The sequence below is a fragment of the Lysinibacillus sp. OF-1 genome (assembly GCF_028356935.1).
GTDB classification, from domain to species: domain Bacteria; phylum Bacillota; class Bacilli; order Bacillales_A; family Planococcaceae; genus Lysinibacillus; species Lysinibacillus fusiformis_D.
The window spans coordinates 3844336-3868160 of the sequence record NZ_CP102798.1 but is presented as its reverse complement, the minus strand read 5'-3'; the positions used below and the strand labels follow the sequence as shown (position 1 = coordinate 3868160).

Annotated in this window: 26 protein-coding genes and 1 tRNA gene; 24 read left to right on the top strand and 3 right to left on the bottom strand. The window is 38.0% G+C overall.

The window, feature by feature from the left end; translation table 11 throughout:
* The gene (locus NV349_RS18930; protein ID WP_036126746.1) at positions 1–543 is read left to right on the top strand and encodes an acyltransferase; all 543 of its coding nucleotides are present in this window, start codon (positions 1–3) and stop codon (positions 541–543) included.
* Between the two features lie 84 nt (positions 544–627).
* Here the strand turns inward: NV349_RS18930 and NV349_RS18925 are convergent, their stop codons facing one another.
* On the bottom strand, positions 628–831 hold the full coding sequence (locus NV349_RS18925; protein ID WP_036126744.1) for a hypothetical protein: 204 nt from the start codon (positions 829–831) through the stop codon (positions 628–630).
* Positions 832–1393: 562 nt separating this feature from the next.
* Here NV349_RS18925 and NV349_RS18920 point away from each other — a divergent pair.
* The 14 genes from NV349_RS18920 (at position 1394) to NV349_RS18855 (ending at position 13944) form a co-directional block, all read left to right on the top strand.
* A complete protein-coding gene (locus tag NV349_RS18920) occupies positions 1394–2566 on the top strand; it encodes an ATP phosphoribosyltransferase regulatory subunit (protein WP_058844360.1) in 1173 nt (390 codons plus the stop codon).
* Entirely contained in the window at positions 2559–3203 is a 645-nt protein-coding gene (gene hisG / locus NV349_RS18915; RefSeq protein ID WP_036126740.1) for an ATP phosphoribosyltransferase, read from the top strand. Before NV349_RS18920 ends, hisG begins: the two co-directional genes overlap by 8 nt.
* A 32-nt stretch (positions 3204–3235) precedes the next feature.
* Positions 3236–4510, top strand: a complete 1275-nt coding sequence (gene hisD / locus NV349_RS18910) for a histidinol dehydrogenase (RefSeq protein ID WP_058844361.1) — start codon at positions 3236–3238, stop codon at positions 4508–4510.
* A 4-nt stretch (positions 4511–4514) separates the two neighbouring features.
* Complete coding sequence (gene hisB / locus NV349_RS18905) at positions 4515–5114, top strand: imidazoleglycerol-phosphate dehydratase HisB (RefSeq protein WP_036126736.1); 600 nt, start codon at positions 4515–4517, stop codon at positions 5112–5114.
* Complete coding sequence (gene hisH / locus NV349_RS18900; protein ID WP_058844362.1) at positions 5111–5743, top strand: imidazole glycerol phosphate synthase subunit HisH; 633 nt, start codon at positions 5111–5113, stop codon at positions 5741–5743. The genes hisB and hisH overlap by 4 nt, the downstream gene beginning before the upstream one ends.
* The gene (gene hisF, locus NV349_RS18895; RefSeq protein ID WP_036126732.1) at positions 5737–6498 is read left to right on the top strand and encodes an imidazole glycerol phosphate synthase subunit HisF; all 762 of its coding nucleotides are present in this window, start codon (positions 5737–5739) and stop codon (positions 6496–6498) included. The genes hisH and hisF overlap by 7 nt, the downstream gene beginning before the upstream one ends.
* Complete coding sequence (gene hisIE, locus NV349_RS18890) at positions 6495–7112, top strand: bifunctional phosphoribosyl-AMP cyclohydrolase/phosphoribosyl-ATP diphosphatase HisIE (RefSeq protein ID WP_058844363.1); 618 nt, start codon at positions 6495–6497, stop codon at positions 7110–7112. The genes hisF and hisIE overlap by 4 nt, the downstream gene beginning before the upstream one ends.
* 90 nt (positions 7113–7202) lie before the next feature.
* The gene (locus tag NV349_RS18885) at positions 7203–8726 is read left to right on the top strand and encodes a tetratricopeptide repeat protein (RefSeq protein WP_271910902.1); all 1524 of its coding nucleotides are present in this window, start codon (positions 7203–7205) and stop codon (positions 8724–8726) included.
* 181 nt (positions 8727–8907) lie between these two features.
* Positions 8908–9852, top strand: a complete 945-nt coding sequence (trxB, locus tag NV349_RS18880; protein WP_058844365.1) for a thioredoxin-disulfide reductase — start codon at positions 8908–8910, stop codon at positions 9850–9852.
* Between the two features lie 337 nt (positions 9853–10189).
* Positions 10190–10657, top strand: a complete 468-nt coding sequence (locus NV349_RS18875; RefSeq protein WP_036126724.1) for an NUDIX hydrolase — start codon at positions 10190–10192, stop codon at positions 10655–10657.
* 9 nt (positions 10658–10666) lie between these two features.
* On the top strand, positions 10667–11560 hold the full coding sequence (rapZ, locus tag NV349_RS18870; RefSeq protein WP_058844366.1) for an RNase adapter RapZ: 894 nt from the start codon (positions 10667–10669) through the stop codon (positions 11558–11560).
* 4 nt (positions 11561–11564) lie between these two features.
* Positions 11565–12560, top strand: a complete 996-nt coding sequence (locus NV349_RS18865; protein WP_036126720.1) for a gluconeogenesis factor YvcK family protein — start codon at positions 11565–11567, stop codon at positions 12558–12560.
* A gap of 65 nt (positions 12561–12625) precedes the next feature.
* Positions 12626–13573, top strand: coding sequence for a DNA-binding protein WhiA (whiA, locus tag NV349_RS18860; protein WP_036126718.1), 948 nt, complete (start codon positions 12626–12628; stop codon positions 13571–13573).
* Positions 13574–13686: 113 nt separating this feature from the next.
* On the top strand, positions 13687–13944 hold the full coding sequence (locus NV349_RS18855; RefSeq protein WP_036126715.1) for an HPr family phosphocarrier protein: 258 nt from the start codon (positions 13687–13689) through the stop codon (positions 13942–13944).
* Positions 13945–14561: 617 nt separating this feature from the next.
* Here NV349_RS18855 and clpP read toward each other — a convergent pair.
* The gene (clpP, locus tag NV349_RS18850) at positions 14562–15152 is read right to left on the bottom strand and encodes an ATP-dependent Clp endopeptidase proteolytic subunit ClpP (protein ID WP_004228025.1); all 591 of its coding nucleotides are present in this window, start codon (positions 15150–15152) and stop codon (positions 14562–14564) included.
* A 307-nt stretch (positions 15153–15459) separates the two neighbouring features.
* On the opposite strand from clpP, the gene NV349_RS18845 reads away from it, so the two are divergent.
* From NV349_RS18845 to NV349_RS18830, 4 genes are all read left to right on the top strand, one after another.
* Positions 15460–15534, top strand: a tRNA-Arg gene (locus NV349_RS18845).
* A gap of 500 nt (positions 15535–16034) precedes the next feature.
* Complete coding sequence (locus NV349_RS18840; protein WP_036125699.1) at positions 16035–16823, top strand: basic amino acid ABC transporter substrate-binding protein; 789 nt, start codon at positions 16035–16037, stop codon at positions 16821–16823.
* Between the two features lie 68 nt (positions 16824–16891).
* A complete protein-coding gene (locus NV349_RS18835) occupies positions 16892–17602 on the top strand; it encodes an amino acid ABC transporter permease (RefSeq protein WP_036125696.1) in 711 nt (236 codons plus the stop codon).
* Complete coding sequence (locus NV349_RS18830) at positions 17599–18321, top strand: amino acid ABC transporter ATP-binding protein (protein WP_036125693.1); 723 nt, start codon at positions 17599–17601, stop codon at positions 18319–18321. Before NV349_RS18835 ends, NV349_RS18830 begins: the two co-directional genes overlap by 4 nt.
* A 56-nt stretch (positions 18322–18377) precedes the next feature.
* Here the strand turns inward: NV349_RS18830 and NV349_RS18825 are convergent, their stop codons facing one another.
* The gene (locus NV349_RS18825) at positions 18378–18992 is read right to left on the bottom strand and encodes a spore coat protein (protein ID WP_036125689.1); all 615 of its coding nucleotides are present in this window, start codon (positions 18990–18992) and stop codon (positions 18378–18380) included.
* A gap of 135 nt (positions 18993–19127) precedes the next feature.
* Here NV349_RS18825 and NV349_RS18820 point away from each other — a divergent pair, with 135 nt between their 5' ends.
* The 5 genes from NV349_RS18820 to NV349_RS18800 all read left to right on the top strand — a co-directional run bounded on the left by NV349_RS18820 (position 19128) and on the right by NV349_RS18800 (position 23689).
* The gene (locus NV349_RS18820) at positions 19128–19709 is read left to right on the top strand and encodes a LemA family protein (protein ID WP_036125688.1); all 582 of its coding nucleotides are present in this window, start codon (positions 19128–19130) and stop codon (positions 19707–19709) included.
* On the top strand, positions 19709–20458 hold the full coding sequence (locus NV349_RS18815; protein ID WP_036125686.1) for a TPM domain-containing protein: 750 nt from the start codon (positions 19709–19711) through the stop codon (positions 20456–20458). Before NV349_RS18820 ends, NV349_RS18815 begins: the two co-directional genes overlap by 1 nt.
* Positions 20459–20620: 162 nt before the next feature.
* Positions 20621–22894 carry a S9 family peptidase gene (locus NV349_RS18810; protein ID WP_036125684.1) on the top strand — a complete coding sequence of 758 codons (2274 nt, stop codon included), beginning with the start codon at positions 20621–20623 and terminating at the stop codon, positions 22892–22894.
* Between the two features lie 177 nt (positions 22895–23071).
* Positions 23072–23305: a glutaredoxin family protein gene (locus NV349_RS18805; RefSeq protein ID WP_036125682.1), complete on the top strand. Its 234-nt coding sequence runs from the start codon at positions 23072–23074 to the stop codon at positions 23303–23305.
* A gap of 261 nt (positions 23306–23566) precedes the next feature.
* Entirely contained in the window at positions 23567–23689 is a 123-nt protein-coding gene (locus NV349_RS18800) for a hypothetical protein (protein WP_255358808.1), read from the top strand.
* Positions 23690–23825: the final 136 nt, after the last annotated feature.

The window sequence follows — 23825 nt, the reverse complement described above, 5'->3', positions numbered from 1 at the left end:
ATGGCGCGTAAAACAGAACGTTATCGTGTCGAAGGAGCCAATTCGCTTTGGAATATATATGACACGGTGTCCTTTTGGAAGGTGATGAAGTGTTTCATTGTCATTCAAATTGGACGCTTCACACCATTTTTACGTGTGAAAAACTGGCTTTATCGTACATTTTTAAACATGACTATTGGCGAGCGAACTTCATTAGCCTTAATGGTCATGCCAGATACCATGTTTCCCGAACGTATTTTCATTGGTGAAAATACAGTGATTGGTTTTAATACGACAATTTTAGCGCATGAGTATTTAATAGAGGAATATCGCTTAGGTGATGTTTATATTGGAAATGAAGTAATGATTGGCGCAAATTCAACGATTCTACCAGGTGTAACAATCGGAGACGGTGCCATTGTTTCAGCCGCCACCCTTGTACATAAGGATGTGCCGGCAGGGTGTTTGGCAGGGGGCAATCCTATGCGGATTATTTATACGGCTGAACAAATGGCTGAGCGTAAGCGCAATGAGGTTGTAGAATGGTGTACACCAAAAAAATAATAAAAACTCACGTTGTATGACTACATACTTCGTGAGTTTTTTCATATTAAAAAGCTACTCCGGTTTTGGAGTAGCTTTTAATATTTATGCAAGCGCTGCGTCATAGTCTGATTTGAATTCACAATTGTCGTGATCACCTAAGCAAGTTGATTCAACAAAGGTTGATTTAATTGCAGTCCCATCTATGTCTTCTGTTGTATGAAGTGTTACTTTGTCGCCAGGGTAAAACTCACCTTTACAAATACTTACGATCATTTGCTCACTTAGTTGTACGAATGGACATGCCATAATAAATCCCTCCAATGTGTAGTTTATATGGTGCTTTTTGTTATTAATGCTATTCTATATTAAGCTTTTAAAAAAGTAAAAGAAAAAATAGAATGAGAGTAATAATCAATAAAAGTATTGATATTAAGGTATTCTTATTGATAATGAGATTGAGAATCATTTTTAATATTTCATTCAATAATATTATATCTATATAATATATGCGTGACTGTATTGAGAATAGGTTGTTGATAAAACTTAATTTTTTCCAACAATTGTATAAGAGAGAATCATTCTCAATTTTTTAGTGAATACTTTAGTTGATTTATAATCATCATGTCACATTTTAGACATATTCTCATTCTCAGTAAAACATTTTGTCAAAATTTAAGAGAAATGATGTCTTGTTTTTATACCGTTGTTCACTAAGTAATAGGTATAATTAACAGAATAATAAGTATTTAAAGATTTCGTTAATTAAAGAAGAAAAGTTGACTGCTTAAAAGAAATAAGTTAGAATTCTTTCATAATCTAATTCTCTAACACTCTAGTGAATTAAAGTGAAATGTAAGGAAGTGTTCATATGTCGTCGATAAAAATGTTTGAAAAACCACTTGGAATGCGCGATACATTTCCGCAAATCTATGAGAAGGTTGAAGCCGTTAGGCATGCTGGCAGAGACTTTTTATATAAAAGGGGTTATGAGTTCATTAAAACACCCGCTGTAGAGTATTTCGATACAGTGGGGAAAGCTTCAGCTATTGCTGATGCTCATTTATTTAAGCTAGTGGATAGCCAAGGAAATACATTAGTATTACGACCTGATATGACAACACCGATTGCTCGAATAGCTACATCGAAATTATTAAAAGAAATGATTCCTTTACGTCTTGCTTATTTCGCAAGTGTTTTTCGAGCTCAAGAAACGGAAGGTGGAAGACCAGCGGAGTTCGATCAAATGGGGATTGAGTTAATAGGGGATCAATCTGTATTTGCCGATGCAGAAGTTATTGTGACAGCAATGGAGCTATTAAAACATTTTAAATTAGAAGAGTTTAAAGTCACGATTGGTCATGCGGGTATACTAAATTGCATTTTACAAGATTACACAGAGAGTATTGAACAGCAAGCAACACTTCGAACATTGTTGGTTCAACGAAATTATGTAGGATTTGAAGAAGCAGTAGAATCATTTGATCTACCCAAAGCTAAATCTGATGCCCTCCTACAATTTATTGGGGAGGCAATGAATGTTAAAGATATCCGGGATATTGAAAAATATGTGCGTAAAAATGATGCATTAGAATACATGCAACAACTTGCTCAACTGCTGGAATTGGCTGACTTAGCTGAGTATATAGCTTTTGATTTCACCCTTTCGAGTCATATGAGTTATTACACTGGCATGCTTTTTGAAGTTTTTGCGGTAGGAAGTGGCTTTCCGTTAGGAAATGGTGGACGCTATGATGGTTTATTAGAAGTATTTGGCTCAAAAGTTGGTGCAACAGGTTTTAGTATTCGAGTTGATCGTTTATTAGAAACGTTCAATGGCCAGTCAGAGAAACGACAGGAAGCAACAGTTGTGCTTTTTGAAGAAGAACAATTCGAGGCAGCATTACTAAAGGTGAAAACATTACGGGCAGCAGGAAAATTAGCTACTTTACAGTTGCGTAGTAGCCTAGTTGATGAGGCAGCCTTTTTAGCATACTTTACAGAAGTGGTGGTTGTTGGACAGGGGGAAGTAGGCGGTGAATGAATTAACAATTGCAATGCCAAAGGGACGGATCTTTGAAGAGGCATATCAAATGCTGTTAGAGGCAGGTTTTAATTTACCAGAAGAGGTAGAAATGTCACGTAAATTAATGATTGAGATACCAGAGGAAAAAATTCGCTTTATTTTATCCAAGCCAATGGATGTCCCTGTCTATGTTGAACATGGTGTTGCTGATATTGGCATTGCTGGGAAGGATGTTTTGTTAGAACAACAGCGTGAAGTGCATGAGTTATTAGATTTAAAAATTAGTCATTGCTATATCGCATCTGCGGGATTACCGAACACACCAATGAATGAAATTGCGCCTCGAATCGCTACGAAATATCCGAATATCGCAATGAAGTACTACAAGGGCATTGGAGAGCAGGTTGAAATCATCGAGCTGAACGGTTCTATTGAATTAGCACCAATGATTGGTTTAGCTGATCGTATTGTCGATATCGTTTCAACAGGGCGTACCTTAAAAGAAAATGGCTTAGTAGAATATGAGTTTATTACAGCTGTTTCATCACGATTAATTGCAAATCCCGTAAGTTATCGTATGAAGGGTGAGCGTATTATTGATCTTGTGAAGCGATTAAAAAAATGTGTGAATGAGCAAAAAAGGAATCATATTTAGCTACATATGAAGGACTAAAGGGGATTAATCCTATGAAAATAACAAAGCTTGAAAAAGGCATTTCCTTAAAAAGACCACTTGAAGGGGGAAATGAGGAACAATTAAAAGTTGTGCGACAAGTGCTAGCAGATGTTAGGACACAAGGAGATATAGCGCTCCGTACTTATACTGAAAAATGGGACGGCTATGCCCCTGAGAGCTTACGTGTTACAGGGGCAGAAATCGAGGAAGCAGTAAATACGCTAGACCAGCAACTTCATAAGGATTTAGCGGAAGCAGCCGAAAATATTCGTCTGTATCACGAGCAACAAATACGTTCAGGCTATCGCTTAGAGCTAGGACAAGGTTCTTGGCTAGGTCAACGCGTAACAGCACTAGACGCAGTAGGATTGTATGTTCCAGGTGGTACAGCAGCATATCCTTCATCTGTATTAATGAATGTGATTCCAGCTCAGGTTGCAGGTGTGAAGCGTATCGTCATTACTTCTCCGGCAGGTCAGAATGGGAAACTGCCAGCAGGTGTCCTTGTGGCAGCTCATCTTTTAGGGGTGGATGAAATTTATAAAATTGGTGGTGCACAAGCGATTGCTGCACTTGCATATGGTACAGAAACAATTGCTCCAGTTGATAAAATTACAGGTCCAGGGAATATTTTTGTGGCTCTCGCCAAACGTGAGGTATTTGGAGAAGTAGCAATTGATATGATCGCGGGGCCAAGTGAAATTGCGGTTTTGGCAGATGATACAGCATATCCTGATGAAATAGCTGCAGATCTGTTATCACAGGCAGAGCATGATGCATTGGCTTGTGCCATCCTTGTCACTACCTCAGAGCCATTAGCTCAAAGGGTAGCTGAGGAAGTAGAGAAGCAATTGCTGGAATTGCCACGTCAGGCAGTAGCTCGTGCCTCCATAGAAACCTTCGGGGTCATTTATGTAGCTGAAACGATGTCACATGCGGTGGAAGCCATTAATTCATTAGCGCCTGAGCATTTAGAAATTGTGACAGAAAATGCTGAAACGATTGTTGAACAGATAAGACATGCTGGCGGTATTTTTATAGGTCGGTATAGCTCGGAGCCTGTGGGAGATTACTTTGCAGGAACCAATCATGTATTACCAACGAATAGCACGGCTCGTTTTGCAAGTGGCTTAAACGTAGATGATTTTGTAAAGAAATCAAGCATTGTTTATTACAGTGAAAAAACATGGCAAGAAAATGCACCAAAAATTGCACGTCTAGCACGTATGGAAGGCTTAGAGGGGCATGCACGTGCAGTGGAATCACGCGGATGGGAGAAGGAATAGGGCGATGACAGTAAAGAAGAGATATGCAAAGGTAGAGCGTACAACAAATGAAACGCAAATTTCAGTAGCAATCGATTTAGATGGTGAAGGGCAAGCAAATATTCAAACTGGTGTGGGATTTATGGACCATATGCTCGATTTATTTATGAAGCATGGATTATTTAATGGGACCATACAAGCAAATGGTGATACCTATATCGACGATCACCATACAACAGAGGATCTTGGCATTGTCTTAGGGCAGGCTGTTCGTGAAGCACTTGGTGATAAGAAGGGCATAAAACGCTATGGCACAGCATTTGTGCCGATGGATGATGCACTAGCACAGGTAGTTGTAGATTGCTCCAATCGTCCGCATTTAGAGTATCGTGTGCCAACTTTAAAGGAAAAAGTGGGAACGTTTGATACAGAATTAGTGCATGAATTTTTATGGAAATTTGCGCTAGAGGCACGCATGAATGTTCACGTGATTGTACCTTATGGCCATAATACACATCATATTATTGAGGCGATTTTCAAAGCATTAGCACGTGCGATTGATGCGGCAGTTGAAATTGACCCACGTGTTAAAGGAGTACCATCGACTAAGGGGCTGTTAACGTGAAGATAGGTGTTATTGATTATGGAATGGGCAATTTATTTAGTGTAGAACAAGCATTAAAACGACTAGACTGTGAGGTCGTTGTGACGGCTGATGAGAGCGTGTTAGATGCAACAGATGCACTACTATTACCGGGGGTTGGCGCATTTCCTGATGCTCGCAAGCGTTTAGCAGAAACTAAAATAGACCGTTATTTACAAAAGGCACAAAGTGAAAATCGCCCTCTATTGGGAATTTGTCTAGGCATGCAATTATTGTTTGAGCAAAGTGAAGAAGTAACCCCAACACAAGGGCTAGGTTTTTTCAAGGGACATATTCAACGCTTTAGTGGTATCGAAGGAGATCAAGCATATCGTGTGCCACATATGGGCTGGAATGAACTGATCTTGACGAATCGCCCTGCATGGTTGGACGGTGAAGTATCAGCGAAGCATGTCTATTTTGTTCACTCATTTTATGCGACACATATTCAGGAATCTGAGCTTGTTGCCTATGCAGACTATTGTGGCATAAAAGTACCTGGTATTGTAACGAATGGTTCCGTGACAGGCATGCAATTTCACCCTGAAAAATCGGGAGAACTAGGCATTTATTTATTAGAGCAATGGCTGAAAGGTGTGAAGGCATGCTAACAAAACGTATTATCCCATGTCTTGATGTCAAGGAAGGTCGCGTTGTAAAAGGTATCCAATTTGTATCTATCCGTGATGCAGGTGATCCAGTGGAGCTTGCAAAGTTCTATGATGAGCAGGGCGCAGATGAGCTTGTATTTTTAGATATCTCTGCTTCACATGAAGGTCGAGAAACGATGATAGATGTTGTTCGTCAAACAGCTGCTACACTTGCAATACCTTTTACAGTTGGTGGTGGTATTCGTACGTTGGAAGATATGAAGCGTATTTTACGTGCAGGTGCTGATAAAGTATCCGTGAATACATCTGCTTTGGAGCGACCAGCTCTTATTCAAGAGGGCGCTGATTTCTTTGGTGCACAATGTATCGTTGTTGCAATCGATGCTCGCTATAGTGAAGAAGATGATACATGGATGGTTTATACACATGGTGGACGCAATAAAACAACTTGGTCAGCCGTTGAGTGGGCACAAGAAGCTGTGCGCTTAGGAGCAGGGGAAATTTTATTAACAAGTATGAATCAAGATGGTGAAAAATCTGGCTTTGATTTGGCCTTAACTAAAGCGGTAAGAGAGGCAGTGACAGTTCCTGTTATCGCTAGTGGTGGAGCGGGACATGCCGAACATTTTTACGAAGTATTAGCACAAGAGGTAGATGCAGATGCTGCATTGGCGGCTTCAATCTTCCATTACAAAGAAACGAACGTATTACAAGTAAAAGAATACTTACGTGACAAAGGAGTGGCAGTAAGATGATAGAGAATATTCGGTTCGATGAGAAAGGTCTTGTTACAGCTGTTGTACAAGATGCCAACACAAAAGAAGTGCTAACAGTGGCCTATATGAATAAAGAATCATTAGCTAAAACAATTGAATCAGGAGAAACTTGGTTTTATTCTCGTTCTCGTCAAGAGCTGTGGCATAAAGGAGCAACAAGTGGTCATAGACAACAAGTGGTGTCCGTAAAAGCAGACTGTGATCAGGATGCATTAGTGGTGGAAGTGCTACCCGCTGGCCCAGCTTGTCATAATGGTACAACTTCTTGCTTTACAGAGGTGATTCAACAAAATGAGCAGATTGGCTCTGTAGGCATCATCGCTAAACTTGTGCGTGTGATTGCAAAGCGTGAGCAGGAAATGCCAGAAGGAGCCTATACTACATATTTATTTGACAAGGGTATCGATAAAATTTGTAAAAAGGTTGGGGAGGAGGCAACTGAGGTTGTCATTGGGGCTAAAAACCGCGATGCCGAAGAAGTAAAATGGGAGGCAGCTGATTTAATCTATCACCTTCTAGTATTGCTACAAGAACAAAAAGTAAGTATTTATGATGTTCTACATGTGTTGGAAAAACGTCACGAGGAGAAATAACGGCATATTATTGATTGTATGGTATAATAGAAATTACTGTGTAAAGGAACGTAAAATGCGTTCCTTATTTCTTGTTTCGGAGGAAATATATTGGAAAAGAAACGTCAAAATGAGACTCAATCGAATATAGTGTCGTTCATTCCAACAGGCGACTATTATTATAAAAAATCAATTCAAGCAATGAATAGTGGACAAATGAATAAAGCTTATAAATATTTACAACGTGCGGTAGATTTAAGCCCTGATGATCCTATGATTATCTTGCAGCTAGCCATCGTAGAGTTAGAAGGTCAACGTTTTGAGGAAGCGTATGATCTGCTTCATCATGCCTATCAAATTGATCCAGATAATCCAGAAATCATTTTCTATATGGCAGAAGTATCAGGATGTGTGGGCATCATGCATGATGCGAAACGTTTTGCAGAAGAGTATTTGCGGCTAGAACCAGAGGGTGCTTATGCAGATGAAGCAGCAGAAATACTAGAATTTGTCGCTTTTGAGCAGGATGATTTGGAAGACCCTGAAGAATCTGGTGAGGATTTGTATCGTCAGGAGCAAGCTCGTCGTTGTATGGAAAAAGGGGATTTTCCAGAAGCTATTACTATTTTAGAAGATTTAATTGAAGATCGACCAGCCTTTTGGTCAGCCTATAATAATTTAGCACTTGCTTATTTTTATGTAGGAGAAGAAGAGCAGGCGAAGGCTCTCTTACATACCGTGCTACGTGAAAATAAGGGGAACTTACATGCACTATGTAATTTAACGGTGATTGCTTATTATGAAAAAAATGAAGAGGATTTACAAGAACTACTAAATATACTTGTCAAAATTCAGCCATACACATGGGAGCACCGTTATAAATTAGGGGCTACATTAGCCTTAATAGGACAGTATGAATTAGCCTATAAATGGTTGCGTAGTATGCAAAAGAGAGGCTATGTTGGAGATGCTGGTTTTTACTTTTGGTTGTCACATGCGGCCTATTTCTCAGGTCATGAGGAAGTATCGAAAAGTGCATGGGATCAGCTACTAGAGCTAGACCCTGACAAAGAGGGCTTTGAGCCATGGCGCCAACAAGAAAATGAATTTGCACTTGATGCATTGGAGCATGACCGTGATTTTATTGTTGAAAAATTAGAAAGTACTTATACGAGTGAGCGCATTTTTGGTTTGTTTTTACTGAAGGGTACTGCACATAAGCAAGAAATTATCGCTCATCCGAAATTGGTTAATGTTGAACAATTAGACACATTTGAGAAATTGTTTTTAGCTTATTCACTCGGCCACGAATTTGATAAGAAGAACAAAGTAGAAGCGAGCTTTTTACGTGCTGTCAACGTACCAGAAATTTTATTAGAACAGTATGGGAAGCTCTCATCACTCATTGTACCAATGTTTCAAATGTGGTTTGTACTATGTGAACAAGCGCTAATACAAAACTATCGTTTTACAAACCCAACAGCAATTGCAGGAGCCAATGATTATTTATTTAGATCTTCACAGATGCTCAAAGTAACAAAAAAGGAAATTGCCCAACAATATGGAGTATCTGTATCAACGTTATCGAAGTATATTGATGAAATTCTAACGTTTTTACCTAATAGTCATAATTAACGTGTGAGCAACATAGTTGAATAACTTTATACTTTCACATACGATGAACATACTAACGTTATCACCAATGTTCCTTGGCGACATTATCCTATCCGTCAAGGGCTTTATCTTCTGCTGTAGGTGACGTTACACTTATTGGTTGAATGAAGATAAAAAGTATTCTGTTTAGGGGGAAGTATTGATGTCAGAAGAAAAAATTTATGATGTAGTAATAATTGGTGCAGGTCCTGCTGGGATGACTGCTGCTGTTTATACATCTCGTGCAAATTTATCAACATTAATGATTGAACGTGGGATTCCTGGTGGGCAAATGGCAAACACAGAGGAAGTAGAAAATTACCCAGGTTTTGATACAATTTTAGGGCCTGAGCTATCTACAAAAATGTTTGAGCACGCTAAAAAATTTGGTGCAGAATATGCCTATGGTGATGTATCAGAAATCATTGATGGTGAAGAATATAAAACAATTAAATCTGGTGCAAAAGAATATAAAACACGTGCCATTATTATTACAACAGGTGCGGAGTATAAAAAAATGGGTGTGCCAGGTGAAAAAGAGCTAGGCGGTCGTGGTGTCAGCTACTGTGCAGTATGTGATGGGGCATTCTTTAAACAAAAAAATCTAATAGTTGTAGGCGGTGGCGATTCAGCTGTTGAAGAGGGCGTTTATTTAACTCGCTTTGCTGATAAAGTAACGATTGTCCACCGTCGTGACAAATTACGTGCCCAAAAAATTCTACAAGATCGTGCCTTTGCCAATGACAAAATTGATTTCATTTGGAATGCAACTGTAAAAGAAATTAATGAAGCTAATGGTAAAGTTGGTAGTGTCACATTACAATCAACTGTTGATGGTACAGAATCTGAATTTGCAGCAGATGGTGTCTTTATCTATATTGGTATGTTGCCTTTAACTAAACCATTTGAATCATTAGGCATTTTAAATGACGCTGGCTATATTTTGACAAATGCCAATATGGAAACTAAAATCCCAGGTATCTTTGCAGCTGGAGATGTTCGTGAAAAAACACTTCGCCAAATTGTGACAGCGACAGGTGACGGTAGTATTGCCGCACAAGCTGTACAGCATTATGTGGAAGAGCTATTAGAGAAAATTAATGCCTAACATGGCTATTTAAAGGAAAAAAATACAATTTTAATGTGGTTTTAATATTGCTGTAACTTGAATGACATATAAAAGGTGTATGATAAAAAATGTAATTAGCAATCCCCCTTTTATTTTGTTTAGTAGGTTGTTTCCGCCTCAATTAGGTGGGAGCAACCTACTTTTTTATTTGTATAAATTAAAAAAATAAACGTATTTTTCGCCTAACATAAAAGCATTACACATGAATAAACCTAAATTGTTAATTGTCTTTACTAGAGAGTTGTAAATGAGGACAAATCTTGCAAGGTCTTGCTATAATGGGGAGTAGAATGCAAAAGTGATTAGAGGTGTGCCTATGCAAAGAATTGCAAATTTAATTGCCGTAAAAGACGGTAAAGTATTATTACTTCAGAAACCAAGAAGAGGCTGGTACGTTGCTCCAGGAGGGAAAATGGAGAGCGGTGAATCCATCTTTGAGGCTGCTGTACGTGAGTTTCAAGAAGAAACGAATGTCACACCTTTAAATGTTCATTTAAAGGGTGTTTATACGATGATTATTAAAGAAAATAATGATGTAGTGGATGAGTGGATGCTCTATACATTTGTTGCTAAGGATGTAGAAGGTATACCATTCGAAGAAACGAGAGAAGGCAAGCTTGCATGGCACCCAGTAGAGGATTTAGCACATTTGCCAATGGCTGAAGGAGATCGAACTAATTTACAATTTGCGGTTTCGCAATCAGGCATTCAATATGGCACGTTTGACTATACAACGAATTTTGAATTACTTCATCAAAAAATACAAATATCAAAAGAACAATAAAGGAGTTGCATGACAGTGGTGGTTGAAGGCCAACAATGTACACACGAATTGGTTATTATTACAGGAATGTCTGGGGCTGGGAAGACCGTAGCTATTCAAAGCTTTGAGGATTTAGGGTATTACTGTATTGATAATTTACCACCAGCGTTACTTACAACTTTTTTAACTCTGCTAAGAGATTCTGGTAAAAATAGTACGCGTATTGCAGCCGTAATGGATATGCGTGGTGGCGACTTTTTTGATGCTCTTATTGGCGCGTTAGACCATATACTAAAAGAAGGCGATATTGATACTCGTATGTTATTTTTAGATGCAGACGATGCCACATTAGTTAGACGCTATAAAGAAACAAGACGTGCCCATCCACTAGCAGTCAATGGTTTACCTTTAGATGGCATTAAACAGGAACGTGCACTTTTATCTGAAGTAAAGGGCCGTGCTAATTTTGTGTATAACACATCGAACATGAAACCGAAGCAATTACGTGAAAGAATCGTCAATGAATTTGCTAGTGAGGCAGATACTATTTTTACTGTGAACATTATGTCCTTTGGCTTTAAACATGGGATGCCTATTGATGCAGACTTAGTGTTTGATGTTCGTTTTCTTAAAAACCCTTATTATGTAGAGGAGCTACGTCCCAAAACAGGACTACAAACAGAGGTATCCTCTTATGTTTTAGCTTTGGAAGATACGCAAATACTCATAAAAAAACTAACGGATTTATTAGATTTTATGATTCCTCTTTATCGACAAGAAGGTAAGTCACAGCTTGTCATTGCTTTTGGTTGTACTGGCGGTCAGCATCGCTCAGTGACATTAGCAGAATTTTTTGGGGCATATTTAGCAGGCAAGGAAAATACGGTTATTACGCATCGTGATATTAATCGTAGAAAGGAATGAGTGAATGGGGAAAAAGCAAACAAGGCTTGTCGTAATAGGTGGTGGTACAGGGCTTTCCACATTACTACGCGGGCTGAAGCATCACCCATTTGATATTACTGCCATTGTGACAGTGGCAGATGATGGGGGTTCTTCAGGCCGTTTACGTGATGACTACGATATTCCGCCACCTGGTGATGTACGTAATGTGATTGCGGCATTATCAGATATTGAACCACTTGTAGAGCAAATGTTTCAATATCGCTTTTCAGCATCAGAGGATTTAAAAGGTCACTCCTTAGGAAATTTAATGCTTACGGCACTTACTGATATTACTGGAGATTTTAATCATGCTATAAGTGAAATGGGCAAGGTTTTAAAAGTTCATGGTCGTGTCATACCAGCTGCAAATAAAAAAATAAACTTACATGCTGTGCTAGAGGATGGTTCAATTATTGAAGGAGAATCAAAAATTCCAACAGCATCAAAGCGCATTGATCGTGTTTTTTTAGTACCCGAAAATGTGCAACCGTTACCAGAAGCCATTCGTGCGATTCAGCGTGCAGACTATATTTTAATAGGTCCAGGAAGCTTATATACAAGTATTATTCCAAATCTGCTTGTGAAGGAGATAGGGGAAGCTGTTGTGAAAGCGAAAGGTAGAAAAATATATGTTTGTAATTTAATGACGCAAAAAGGTGAAACGATTTCTTATACAGCAGGTGATCATGTAACAGCCATACATAAGCATGTTGGCGGCGATTTTATTGATTCTATTTTAGTAAACGACGAAGAACTCCCTAATCCTGTAAAAGAACTATATAAAGAAGAAAGAGCAGAGCCAGTGACATTTGATGTGGCAAAGCTTGAAAGTATGGGCTTAGAGGTTATACAACGTGATATTGCTACAATTCGGTCAGATGGGACTGTTCGACATAATGCTATCAATGTTGCAGAATGGCTGGTAGATTATGCTGATATTTACCAGCAAAAAGTAAGAAGACCCATTATAGAAACATAATGGATTGATTGTATATGGTAAGATGAACATATACATAGAAATCATGATTGAAAGGGGGGCATGATATGTCTTTTGCTTCTGAAACAAAAAAGGAATTAACGCAAATAGAAGCGGACAATCATTGTATGAAAGCAGAAGTTTCTGCCCTAATTCGTATGAATGGTTCATTATCCTTTGCAAATAAACAACTAAGTTTAGACGTGCAAACTGAAAACGCTGCAATTGCTAGAAGACTATATACGATTATGAAAAAATTGTATCCGTACAATGTAGAATTGCTTGTTCGTAAGAAGATGCGACTGAAAAAAAATAACGTGTATATTTGCCGTGTAAGAGAAGGTGCGCGCGAGCTGCTAATTGATTTAGAAATCATCTCAGACGACTTTCAATTTAACCATACAATCTCAAGAAAGCTCATCAAAAAGAGTGGTCAAAAAAGAGCTTATTTAAGAGGAGCATTTTTAGCAGGAGGTTCTGTCAACAATCCAGAAACATCAGCCTACCATTTAGAGATTTATTCTTTGTATAAAGAGCATGGTGAGGCATTGATGGATTTGATGAATGAATTTGAACTTAATGCCAAAACAATTGAACGAAAAAAAGGTTTTGTCACCTATTTAAAGGAAGCAGAGAAAATTTCAGATTTCCTTAATATTGTTGGCGCACATCAGGCCATGATGAAGTTTGAGGATGTGCGCATATTGCGAGATATGCGAAATAGCGTCAACCGTATTGTGAACTGTGAAACAGCCAACTTAAACAAAACTATTGGTGCAGCATTACGACAGGTAGAGAATATTCGATTTATTGAAAATTCAATTGGTCTGGATCAGCTACCAGAAAAGCTACGTGAAATAGCACGTCTACGGGTAGAATATCAGGATGTGACATTAAAAGAGCTTGGTGAAATGGTATCAAGTGGAACGGTTAGTAAATCAGGTGTTAACCATCGATTGAGAAAAATTGATGAGATTGCTGATGCATTAAGACGTGGTGAAAAAATAGGTGGTTAAGTTTTCATACTTTTCAGGTATGAATGTCATGCGTAATCGCTTATTGTTCTTTTGCTAGTAAGTGAGGTAAGATAAAACTAATAGATGAACGGTAGTGAAGGGGAGTTTTGAGTATGATTGAGAGAAGAGTCCAGGTCAAATTAAAATTAGGACTACAAGCTAGACAAGCAGCACTATTTGTACAGGAAGCAAATCGTTTTAGTGCGGATATCTTTCTGGAAAAAGACGAGAAAAAAGTAAATGCCAAATCCATTATGGGTGTCATGAGCTTAGCAGTCGCTAAAGGCACTGAAGTTACTTTAAGTAGTGACGGCAGCGATGCGGAGCAAGCGGTTACAGCATTGGCTACAATTATCGAAAATGAAGACTAACATTCATTGAACACAAAAGGCATCACAGAGCAAATCTGTGATGCCTTCATAGTGTTGAAAAACAAAACCATCCATAGCGTTTTTGTGAAAGGTGAAAATGGATTTCTATTGCAGGCTACTTGCTTTCCTGTGGGCGAGCGCCGAGCAGCTTCCTCCGCTACCGCTCCGTTTAGAGGCTCGCCTGTCTCGCTATCCCACGGGAGTCAAGTAGCCTTCCACCCCAATCCATAAAAATGTTTCTTTTTAGAAAGGTTTTCAAATAAAGTGAAGGTATTCACTACGCTTTATGGAGAAGTGTTGTCATCCATCACTTCTCCGCATTGAAAATAAGAGCCTATCCTCTTTCTAATAATATAAATAAAGGGCTATTTTGTTCAGGAAAAGACACTTTTGCAGAATGGTTGATGGGAGTGGAGCCAGCGTCACTCCTAGGGGATTAGCGTCCTAGAGGAGCCCCTGGAGCGAATGCAGTGAGTGAAGCGCGCCCCCTGGAAAGGACGCTGGCGGAACGGAAATCAACCCCTCCCCTTTCAAAATGGCTGTTTCTGCCGTTGACATCACCTTTTCTCAACAACACGAAAGGCATCACAGAGCGAGTCTGTGATGCCTTCTCATTTTTATTTATTATCGCTACGGTGCATAATGTGATCGATTAAACCATATTCTTTAGCACGTTCAGCAGTCATGAAATTATCACGATCTGTGTCTCTAGCAATGACTTCAAGTGGTTGGCCTGTGCGTTCAGATAAAATGCCATTTAATTTTTCACGTAAGAATAAAATACGTTTAGCAGCAATTTCAATTTCTGTCGCTTGACCTTGTGCGCCACCTAGTGGTTGGTGAATCATTACTTCTGCATTTGGTAATGCAAAACGTTTACCAGGCTCACCAGCAGCTAGTAAGAAAGCACCCATTGATGCAGCCATACCAATACAAATTGTTTGAACTTGTGGTTTAATGATTTGCATTGTGTCATAAATAGCCATACCAGCCGTAATTGATCCACCTGGTGAATTAATGTAAAGAGAGATATCTTTATCTGGATCTTCCGCTTGTAGGAAAAGAAGTTGTGCAACAATGGAGTTAGCCACATTGTCATCAATAGCGCTTCCTAAAAGAATAATACGGTCTTTAAGTAGACGTGAATAAATGTCATATGCACGTTCACCGCGACTTGTTTGTTCAATAACTGTAGGAATTAAATTCATGTTAAATCCTCCTTAAAAAACTAAATTCGAATACCTTTGCTGAAAATTTCCATTGTTATTTCAGCTGTATCCTTATCATACACATTATAGTCAGGGAAGGTCAAATATTAACCCTGCTAAAGTGAAATAAAAAAAATAAAATGTTTTTGCATTCTATGGTTGAATTATATGTGATAGGCTTGTATAATAATTGAGGTTATAAGTTTAAAGTACAGTACACTATTTTGCAGGTATGCTTCAAAAAATGAGGGTTATCTACATCATGCTTTTCGTAAGCCTAGAGTGAGTACTTTTTTTTTGTGCCTTTGCCCTCGTGGTGTAATGGATAACACGTAAGATTCCGGTTCTTGCACTGGGGGTTCGATTCCCTCCGAGGGCGCCATTTTACTGAATATAGATAGACTTGTTATAGCTCATCTCCTAATAAGTAGTTTAGCAGCCTGCTTAGCGGAGATCGAGAGGGAGATATAGGTGCAATACTGTCCTAGTTGGCATTATTCCCCTATTTATTCCTTTCAAACCTTCAAAAAAGCAATAACTCCAAATTATTTTTTAGTGGACATACTGTACGTGAAGACTAGAAATAGTCGAAAAAAAGAATCCTATCTGAGGGGATTCTTTTTTTTTGCCTAAATTTATCGAAATTTGGTGTGGATTGTAGTGTATATATATTAATTTTAGATTAGATTTCTTGTTATTTATACATGTTTCTTCTAATTATATAAGTTTATTATAAATTAATATGAAAAAATATTTAGTTTTATGCGAAAAGTTGTTGTCTAAATACTATAATATTAATATAATTGACCTAATAGTCTAACATTTCCGAATTGCGAAAAATAATACGCATTTCGGAAAATTATCGAAATAGGGGGAAATACAATGAAGAAAACAGGTTGGATGCTACTGATGATGGTTGCAGCATTAACATTAGCACTTGCAGGATGTGGTACAAAGGATGGTGCATCTTCAGGAAGCTCATCTTCAGAAGATGGTAAGAAAATATATAAAGTTGGTACAGAGGCAACTTTCGCACCATTTGAATCTGTTGACGATTCAGGGAAAATTGTGGGGATTGATGTCGATGTTTTAAAAGCTATTGCTGATGAAATGGACTTTGAAGTTGACTGGAATAACATTGGTTGGGAGCCAGTTTTCCAAACAATTAAAAACGGTGAAACAGATATTGGTGCTTCAGGAATCACAATTACTGAAGAGCGTAAAGAATCATTTGATTTTACAGAGCCTTATTATGAGTCTCAATTATTGATTGTTGTAAAAGAAGATTCAAAAATTAAATCTCTAGCTGAACTAAAAGATAAAAAGGTATCAGTACAAATTAATGCTACAGGTCATATGGCGGCGAAAAAGCTACAAGGGGAAGCAAGTACAAATATTATGGCGTTTGAAAGTCAACCAATCGCAATTCAAGAGATGTTAAACGGTAACGTTGATGCAGCTATTGGAGACAATGCGGTAGTTTACGAATACATTAAAGCGCATCCAGATCAAAAACTAAAAGTAATCGAAGATGATGCATTTGAAAAAGAATATTATGGCTTTATGGTTCAAAAAGGAAACAAAGAGCTATTAGATAAATTAAATGAAGGTCTTAAAAAGATTAAAGAAAACGGTAAATTAAAAGAAATTACAGGTTCTGATTTCAAGTAATAAATGAATGATGACGCCCCTAGTATGCTAGCGGCTCATTCACTTTAAAGGGGAAATGGGGTTTTCGGATGGACATCTTTGACTTACGCTGGGACATTGTCTGGAACTACCGAGATATGTTTATACGGGGTATTGGCGTAACAATTATTTTGACACTTAGTGGTTATTTTGGAGGTATTCTATTAGGACTATTTTTAGGCCTAGGAAAATTATCGAGTAAAAAATGGATTTATTGGCCATCAAAATTATATATCGATTTATTCCGTGGAACACCAATGCTTGTGCAAATTTTATTAATTCACTTAGCAGTTATTCCAACAATTTTTGGTCATTCTTTAGGATATATGGTGTCAGGGATTACAGCGCTCGTATTAAACTGTGCTGCTTACAATGCGGAAATTTTCCGTGCAGGTATTCAAAGTATTGCAAAGGGGCAAATGGAGGCAGCTCGTTCTTTAGGGTTAACACATAACCAAGCGATGCGTAAGGTCATTTTACCACAGGCATTTAGACGTATGATTCCACCATTAGGGAACGAATTTATCGCATTATTAAAAGATTCTTCATTAGTAACAGTTATTGCAGCACCAGATATTTTATACGCAAGTAAGGTAGTAGCAGGTGCAAGCTTCCGCTTCTGGGAACCGTACATCGTTGCTGCACTACTCTATTTAGTTTTAACATATGGAGTAACGAAGATCGTGGCATTTATCGAGAAACGATTTAGCAATAGTTATGTCCCTCGTAAAGCTAAGGCAGAAGGGCGGGAAGCAAGATGATAAAAATTGAAAACCTACACAAATATTTCGGAAAGCTTGAAGTATTAAAAGGCATTGATTATGAAATCCAAGAGAAACAAGTTGTTTGTGTGATTGGACCATCTGGCTCAGGCAAAAGTACATTTTTACGATGCATCAATATGCTAGAAGATGTAACAGATGGTGCTATTTATATTGAAAATGTGAAAATTAATGCGCCAAAAACGAATATCAACGAGATTCGGGCAGAAGTTGGCATGGTGTTTCAACAATTTAATCTATTCCCGCATATGACAGTTATCGATAATGTCACGATGGCCCCTATGCAAATTCGTAAAATGAGTCGTCCAGAAGCTGAAGAATTAGGGCATGAGCTGTTAAAAAAGGTTGGACTCGACAGCAAGGCATATAACTATCCTGAGCAGCTATCGGGTGGTCAACAGCAGCGTGTAGCCATTGCACGTGCCTTAGCCATGAAGCCAAAAGCCATTTTATTTGATGAGCCCACTTCAGCACTTGATCCTGAAATGGTCAAAGAGGTGCTAGATGTTATGAAAAATCTAGCAGCTGAAGGGATGACCATGGTTGTTGTTACGCACGAAATGGGCTTTGCTCGTGAAGTAGGGGATCGAGTAGTCTTTATGGACGGTGGCTATATTGTAGAAGAAGGCTCTCCAGAGGAACTCTTTGGCAATCCACAAAGTGACCGTACAAAGGCGTTTTTAGGGAAGGTATTATAATCTTAATGAATAAAGAGCAGTTTCTGGTGTTTACCACCAGAGACTGCTCTTTCGTGTTAATGAAGGGGATTAGTTGTTGTGTCATATGCATTCAGCATCGTTTGCATATCCTGTTGTGAGTATTGAGGTACCTGATAATAGCCATGTTTATTTTGATAGATGGATAATTCGTAGCCCATTTCAATGCAGTTAGGAATACTATCAGCAACAACGCGACGAACAACTGGGTTTGTTGTCTCTAAAGCAGCCGTTGTCATACATTTTGCTGAACCTTTTTGAGCACCAAGTAAGAACCCTGAAATAGTTTCATCATTAATTTCATTGGCATTTTGCATTGGCTTTTTTGGTTGACCAGGATTTACGCCATATTTAAAGTCATTTCCTGTCTCCATTTGGTAACGTCCTGTTGGAACAGATGGATCATGTCCTGTTTTGAAGGACTCTACAATTGTATTGTACATACCTAGGGTAAAATTATACTGGCGATCCAAAATATTCAATAATTCAGGATCTTGTACATGTGGGCGTAAAATTATGGCTTGGTTCATACCTGCGATAATTTCGCCAATTGTTTCATGCATGTCCATCATTTCATGGCCACCATGATTTAGACTATGTTGTTGATTGAAATTGGTTTGATTTGATGATTCATTGTAAAACGATTGTGACAAAAAAAACGCCTCCTCAATGATTTTTTGATGCAGTAATTAGTATGTCAAGTCAAATGAAATTCATACGGTATAAATGTAAAGACAAAAATGTAGACTATTGAAGAAAGGAAAAGTAGGTCGAGGAGGTTCTATAAATTGAAAAAGTTGCTTGGACCAATTGGGATAATTGTTCTTATTCTTGTTCTATTCGCCTTATTATTCATTCCTAAATATAATAGCCTGGTGACTGCAGAGGAAAATGTAGATTCGAAATGGGCACAAGTGGAAAATCAGCTCCAACGTCGTTATGATTTGATTCCAAATTTAGTCGAATCAGTGAAAGGCTATGCGAACCATGAGCAAGAGGTGATTGCAAGTATTACACAAGCACGTGCACAAATGGGTAGTGCAAACACTCCAGAGGAGCAAGCTGCTGCAAATGATGCTTTAACTGGAGCACTTAGTCGTTTACTTGTAGTTGTTGAAAATTATCCAAACTTAAAGGCAGATACAAACTTTCGTCAGTTAATGGATGAGCTAGCAGGCACTGAAAATCGCCTGGCGGTAGCACGTGAGGATTACAATAATGAAGTTCAGCAATTTAATAAGCAAGTTAAACGTTTCCCAGGTAATTTGATGGCAGGAATGTTTGGCTTTGAACAAAAAGAATACTTTAAAGCCGCAGCAGGAGCTGACAAAGCACCATCAATCGATTTTAGTCAATCAGGTACACACTAATGAAGCGTAGCCTTGTACAGATAATCATCGTTTGTTCGGTGTTTCTTTTATTTACGAACATGGCAAAGGCAACTATGCCGTCACCGATGAAAAATACGTATATACATGATTTTGCCAATGTATTATCTGCAAGTATCAAAGAACAATTAAATCATTACTCCGCGCAATTGGATCAAGGCACAGGCGCTGAAATCATGATTGTAACCATTGATAGTCTAGATGGACAGGAGCCAAAGATGTATGCTACAAAAATGATTCGTTCTTGGGGAATAGGTGACGAACAGAAAAATAACGGTGTTTTAATTTTAGCTACATTTGGACAAGGTGAAGGGAGTAATGATGTAGTAATAGCTGTTGGTCAAGGGTTAGAGGGGCCATTACCAGATGGAAAATTAGGACGTATTTTAGATGAGGCATTTTATCCTTCTGCAAGTACGGGTGACATAGATCAAGCCTTCCAATCGACATATGCTGAAATATTTCGCACTGTTGCCGAGGAGTATAATTGGAATGGTGAATTACCAGCGACAGCAGACGAAGGTGAAGACATGCCAACTTGGTTAATTATATTGATCGTTCTCGTTGTTCTTATTATTTATACGTTCTTTTCGAAAGGTGGTGGAGGTCCTCGTGCTGGAGGCTATGGTGGTTATCCAGGTGGCTTTGGTGGAGGGCGTTCAGGCGGAGGCGGCTTTGGAGGATTCGGTGGAGGATCTTCCGCAGGCGGAGGAGCGAGCAGAAAATTTTAATCGTAATACCTAGCGAACTAATTATTTAGTTCGCTTTCATTATGAGTGAAGAAAAAGTAATGATCATAAAAAATATCAAACATTGACAATAATACAAAAATTGGTATAATTTGAATATATCGACTTTCGATATAACGTAAACTGATATAGGGAGGAATCATTTTGAAAAAAAGATTTTTATCTGCATCATTAGCGATCATTTTAACAACATCTGTAGCTATTCCTGCAACCATGCAAGAAGTACGTGCTGCCAATGAAACAAATAGCTTTGTAATAGCGCAGGAGCAGCGCATTTCAGTGCAGGAATTTTTGAATTTAGCTGTAACAGCATTAACTTTCCAACACGGATCAGATTCAATGCGGCAACAAATTATTGATACATGGGTAAAGGCTGAGGAGTTCGCGGATTTAAATTTATCGATTAAACGTGATGAAGCCGCTCGTATTTTAGTAAGAGCTTTAAATAAAGAAGAAAAAGAAGCATCGCTTGCTGAGTATTTAGAGAAAGCCAATAAGCTTGGTATATTTAAAAATGTGTCAGTAAGCACGGATGCTATTGCTAAACAAGATGCAGTTAAAATGTTAAACAATGCAAAACAAATTAAAAATGGTTCTAATAATAAAGGTGTAAAGGAAATTTCTGTAGAAGATTTCATGAAGAATCCTGGGAATTTCGGCTATGAACTTTCACCTGATGGTAATTACATCACATTTGCCTCTGCATGGAACAACAGATCCAATGTTTTCGTAAAAAAAATGAATGATGATAGTGAGCCTGTTCGCGTCTCGAACTCTAAAGATCGTGATATTGCAGGATTTTTCTGGAAGGAAAATAGTTTATTATATTTAAAGGATAAAGGTGGAGATGAAAACTTCCATATTTATTCTACTACATTTAATGGGTCAAAGGAAAAAGATTTAACGCCATATCCAAATGTAACAGTAGGAATATTAAGTGGCCTACAGGGTGTTAAAGATGAAATTCTTATAATGATGAATAAAGAGGATGCCACTGTCTTTGATGTGTACAAGCTGAATGTCAAGACAGGTAAAACAAAGCATGTTGCTAAAAATCCAGGTAATATTACAAACTGGTTAGCAGATCGGAATGGAAATGTACGGGTTGCCGTAGCAACAGATGGTGTAACAGGAACAATCCTTTATCGAGATTCTGAAAAGGATGAATTTAAACCGTTTATTGAAGTGGAAGCAGGGGATGAAGTAGTGCCACTGGCTTTCTCTAAAGACAATCAAACAATTTATGCAACTTCCAACAAAGGTAGAGATAAAGTAGAAGTTGTAAAATATGATTTAGAAGGCAATGAAAAAGTTATAATGTCCAATGATGAAGTAGATGTTTCGGGTGTTTTATATAGCGCTGAACAAGATAAATTATTATATGGTGCTTATGTTACTGATAAGCTGCATTATCAATTCTTTGATAAAAAGTTTGAAAAGCTGTTCCGTAAAATACAAAATAAACTTGGCGTGCATGAAAGTGAATTAGGTATCAATGATTACAATAAAGAGATGACAAAATTTATTGTGAGCGTTTCAAGTGATACCGTGTATGGAAAATATTATTACTATGATTCCATAACAGGTGACTTAACAGAGTTGGCTACTTTAAGCCCTTGGTTAAAACCAGAAGGACTTGCTGAAATGCATCCAATTTCTTATAAGAGTCGAGACGGTTTGACAATTAACGGCTATTTAACTTTACCGAAAAATCAAGAAGCTAAAGATCTTCCCCTTATCGTCAATCCACATGGAGGACCTTGGGCACGCGATATGTGGGGCTTCAATCCAGAAGTACAATTATTAGCTAATCGAGGCTATGCCGTACTGCAAGTGAATTTCCGTTCGTCAACTGGCTATGGGAAGGAATTCCTTCAAGCTGGTAATAAGCAATGGGGTCTTAAAATTCAGGACGATATTACAGATGGTGTGCAATGGGCGATTGATCAAGGTATTGCAGACCCTGAGCGTATCGGCATTTATGGTGCATCCTTTGGTGGTTATGCAACATTAGCTGGTATTACGTATACACCTGATTTATATGCTGCAGCAGTTGATTATGTAGGAGTATCTAATATTTTCACTTTATTAAATACCATTCCTCCATACTGGGAAACGATGCGCAACTTGTTTTATGAACGCGTAGGTCATCCAGAAAAGGACAAAGACTTATTAACAGCTGTTTCACCTATTTTCCACGCAGATAAAATCAAAACACCATTATTTGTCGCTCAAGGTGCAAATGATCCACGTGTTAATAAGGCAGAATCCGATCAAATTGTGGAAGCCTTACGTGCTAGAGGTGTGGATGTTGAGTACATGCTAAAGGAAAACGAAGGACATGGCTTCGCTAATGAAGAAAACAGAATTGAATTCTACAATGCCATGGTGAAATTCTTCGACAGTCATTTAAAATAATTATAATCGAAAGGCATTGATGTGCGGCTTCCGCACAGTCAATGCCTTTTTTATTACAAAAGTCCATTATATGGATGCGAAAAGGGAAGCTAAGACAGTTCAATCAAAAGTTATCAAAGAATAGAAAACATTCCTTCATCACACTTTCGTTTATAATAAGATGAGGAGGTGCTATCGATGATTGTTAAATTTTTTAGTCGAGCAAATTGTCCATTATGTGTGGAAGGCTTGCAGACATTAAAGCTTGTACAGGAGGATCTACCATTCGATATTGATATCGTTGATATCGAACAGGATGATGACATACATGAAAAATATATGCTAATGATTCCGGTAGTCGAAAAGGATGGTGCTGTGATTCAGTATGGCAATCTAGATTATGCTACATTGCTGGAGCAATTAAGTAGTTGATGCACCAGACTAATAAAGAATTAATAACGGTATAAATGACACTATTGTTAGCTGTATTCCACACAATTCACAAATTGTTCAATGAAAGCGTTTTGAATTTGAACAGTTTGTGAAGACCTTCACATTTGACTTCCTTTTCATAAAAAACGGAGTAGAATAGGTATCAAGTAAGAAGTTGTTATAAAACAGATTATCAGATGTATCACAGAGTTTCGTGATTGTTATATTACAAAAATAAATGATGTGAAGGGAGATTTTACAATGTGGGTTATTACAGTATTTGAGAAAAAGGATGTTCGTATTTTTGAATTTACAAATAAAAGTGAAGCAACAAAAGCTTTAGAAGGATTTAAGAAGAACGCAATTTTATCTTTCACAAAATAAACGCAACAAAGTCTCGTAGCTGTTTTCAAAGCTATGAGGCTTTTTTTTAGCCAAAACTATACATTTACTTGCGCTTTAAAACAATGCATATTATAATAAAACTATAAGTGGGACACGAAATAATGTTGTGGGATAA

Excerpts from the sequence above, each read along its gene's own strand:
- NV349_RS18865 (WP_036126720.1), top strand. The coding sequence starts at position 11,565 with ATGGGGAAAAAGCAAACAAGGCTTGTCGTAATAGGTGGTGGTACAGGG.
- NV349_RS18800 (WP_255358808.1), top strand. The coding sequence starts at position 23,567 with ATGTGGGTTATTACAGTATTTGAGAAAAAGGATGTTCGTATTTTTGAA.
- hisF (WP_036126732.1), top strand. The coding sequence starts at position 5,737 with ATGCTAACAAAACGTATTATCCCATGTCTTGATGTCAAGGAAGGTCGC.
- NV349_RS18855 (WP_036126715.1), top strand. The coding sequence starts at position 13,687 with ATGATTGAGAGAAGAGTCCAGGTCAAATTAAAATTAGGACTACAAGCT.
- NV349_RS18920 (WP_058844360.1), top strand. The coding sequence starts at position 1,394 with ATGTCGTCGATAAAAATGTTTGAAAAACCACTTGGAATGCGCGATACA.
- hisIE (WP_058844363.1), top strand. The coding sequence starts at position 6,495 with ATGATAGAGAATATTCGGTTCGATGAGAAAGGTCTTGTTACAGCTGTT.
- NV349_RS18875 (WP_036126724.1), top strand. The coding sequence starts at position 10,190 with ATGCAAAGAATTGCAAATTTAATTGCCGTAAAAGACGGTAAAGTATTA.
- NV349_RS18840 (WP_036125699.1), top strand. The coding sequence starts at position 16,035 with ATGAAGAAAACAGGTTGGATGCTACTGATGATGGTTGCAGCATTAACA.
- NV349_RS18925 (WP_036126744.1), bottom strand. The coding sequence starts at position 831 with ATGGCATGTCCATTCGTACAACTAAGTGAGCAAATGATCGTAAGTATT.
- clpP (WP_004228025.1), bottom strand. The coding sequence starts at position 15,152 with ATGAATTTAATTCCTACAGTTATTGAACAAACAAGTCGCGGTGAACGT.
- NV349_RS18835 (WP_036125696.1), top strand. The coding sequence starts at position 16,892 with ATGGACATCTTTGACTTACGCTGGGACATTGTCTGGAACTACCGAGAT.
- NV349_RS18930 (WP_036126746.1), top strand. The coding sequence starts at position 1 with ATGGCGCGTAAAACAGAACGTTATCGTGTCGAAGGAGCCAATTCGCTT.
- rapZ (WP_058844366.1), top strand. The coding sequence starts at position 10,667 with ATGACAGTGGTGGTTGAAGGCCAACAATGTACACACGAATTGGTTATT.
- whiA (WP_036126718.1), top strand. The coding sequence starts at position 12,626 with ATGTCTTTTGCTTCTGAAACAAAAAAGGAATTAACGCAAATAGAAGCG.
- NV349_RS18830 (WP_036125693.1), top strand. The coding sequence starts at position 17,599 with ATGATAAAAATTGAAAACCTACACAAATATTTCGGAAAGCTTGAAGTA.
- hisB (WP_036126736.1), top strand. The coding sequence starts at position 4,515 with ATGACAGTAAAGAAGAGATATGCAAAGGTAGAGCGTACAACAAATGAA.
- hisD (WP_058844361.1), top strand. The coding sequence starts at position 3,236 with ATGAAAATAACAAAGCTTGAAAAAGGCATTTCCTTAAAAAGACCACTT.
- NV349_RS18805 (WP_036125682.1), top strand. The coding sequence starts at position 23,072 with ATGATTGTTAAATTTTTTAGTCGAGCAAATTGTCCATTATGTGTGGAA.
- NV349_RS18815 (WP_036125686.1), top strand. The coding sequence starts at position 19,709 with ATGAAGCGTAGCCTTGTACAGATAATCATCGTTTGTTCGGTGTTTCTT.
- trxB (WP_058844365.1), top strand. The coding sequence starts at position 8,908 with ATGTCAGAAGAAAAAATTTATGATGTAGTAATAATTGGTGCAGGTCCT.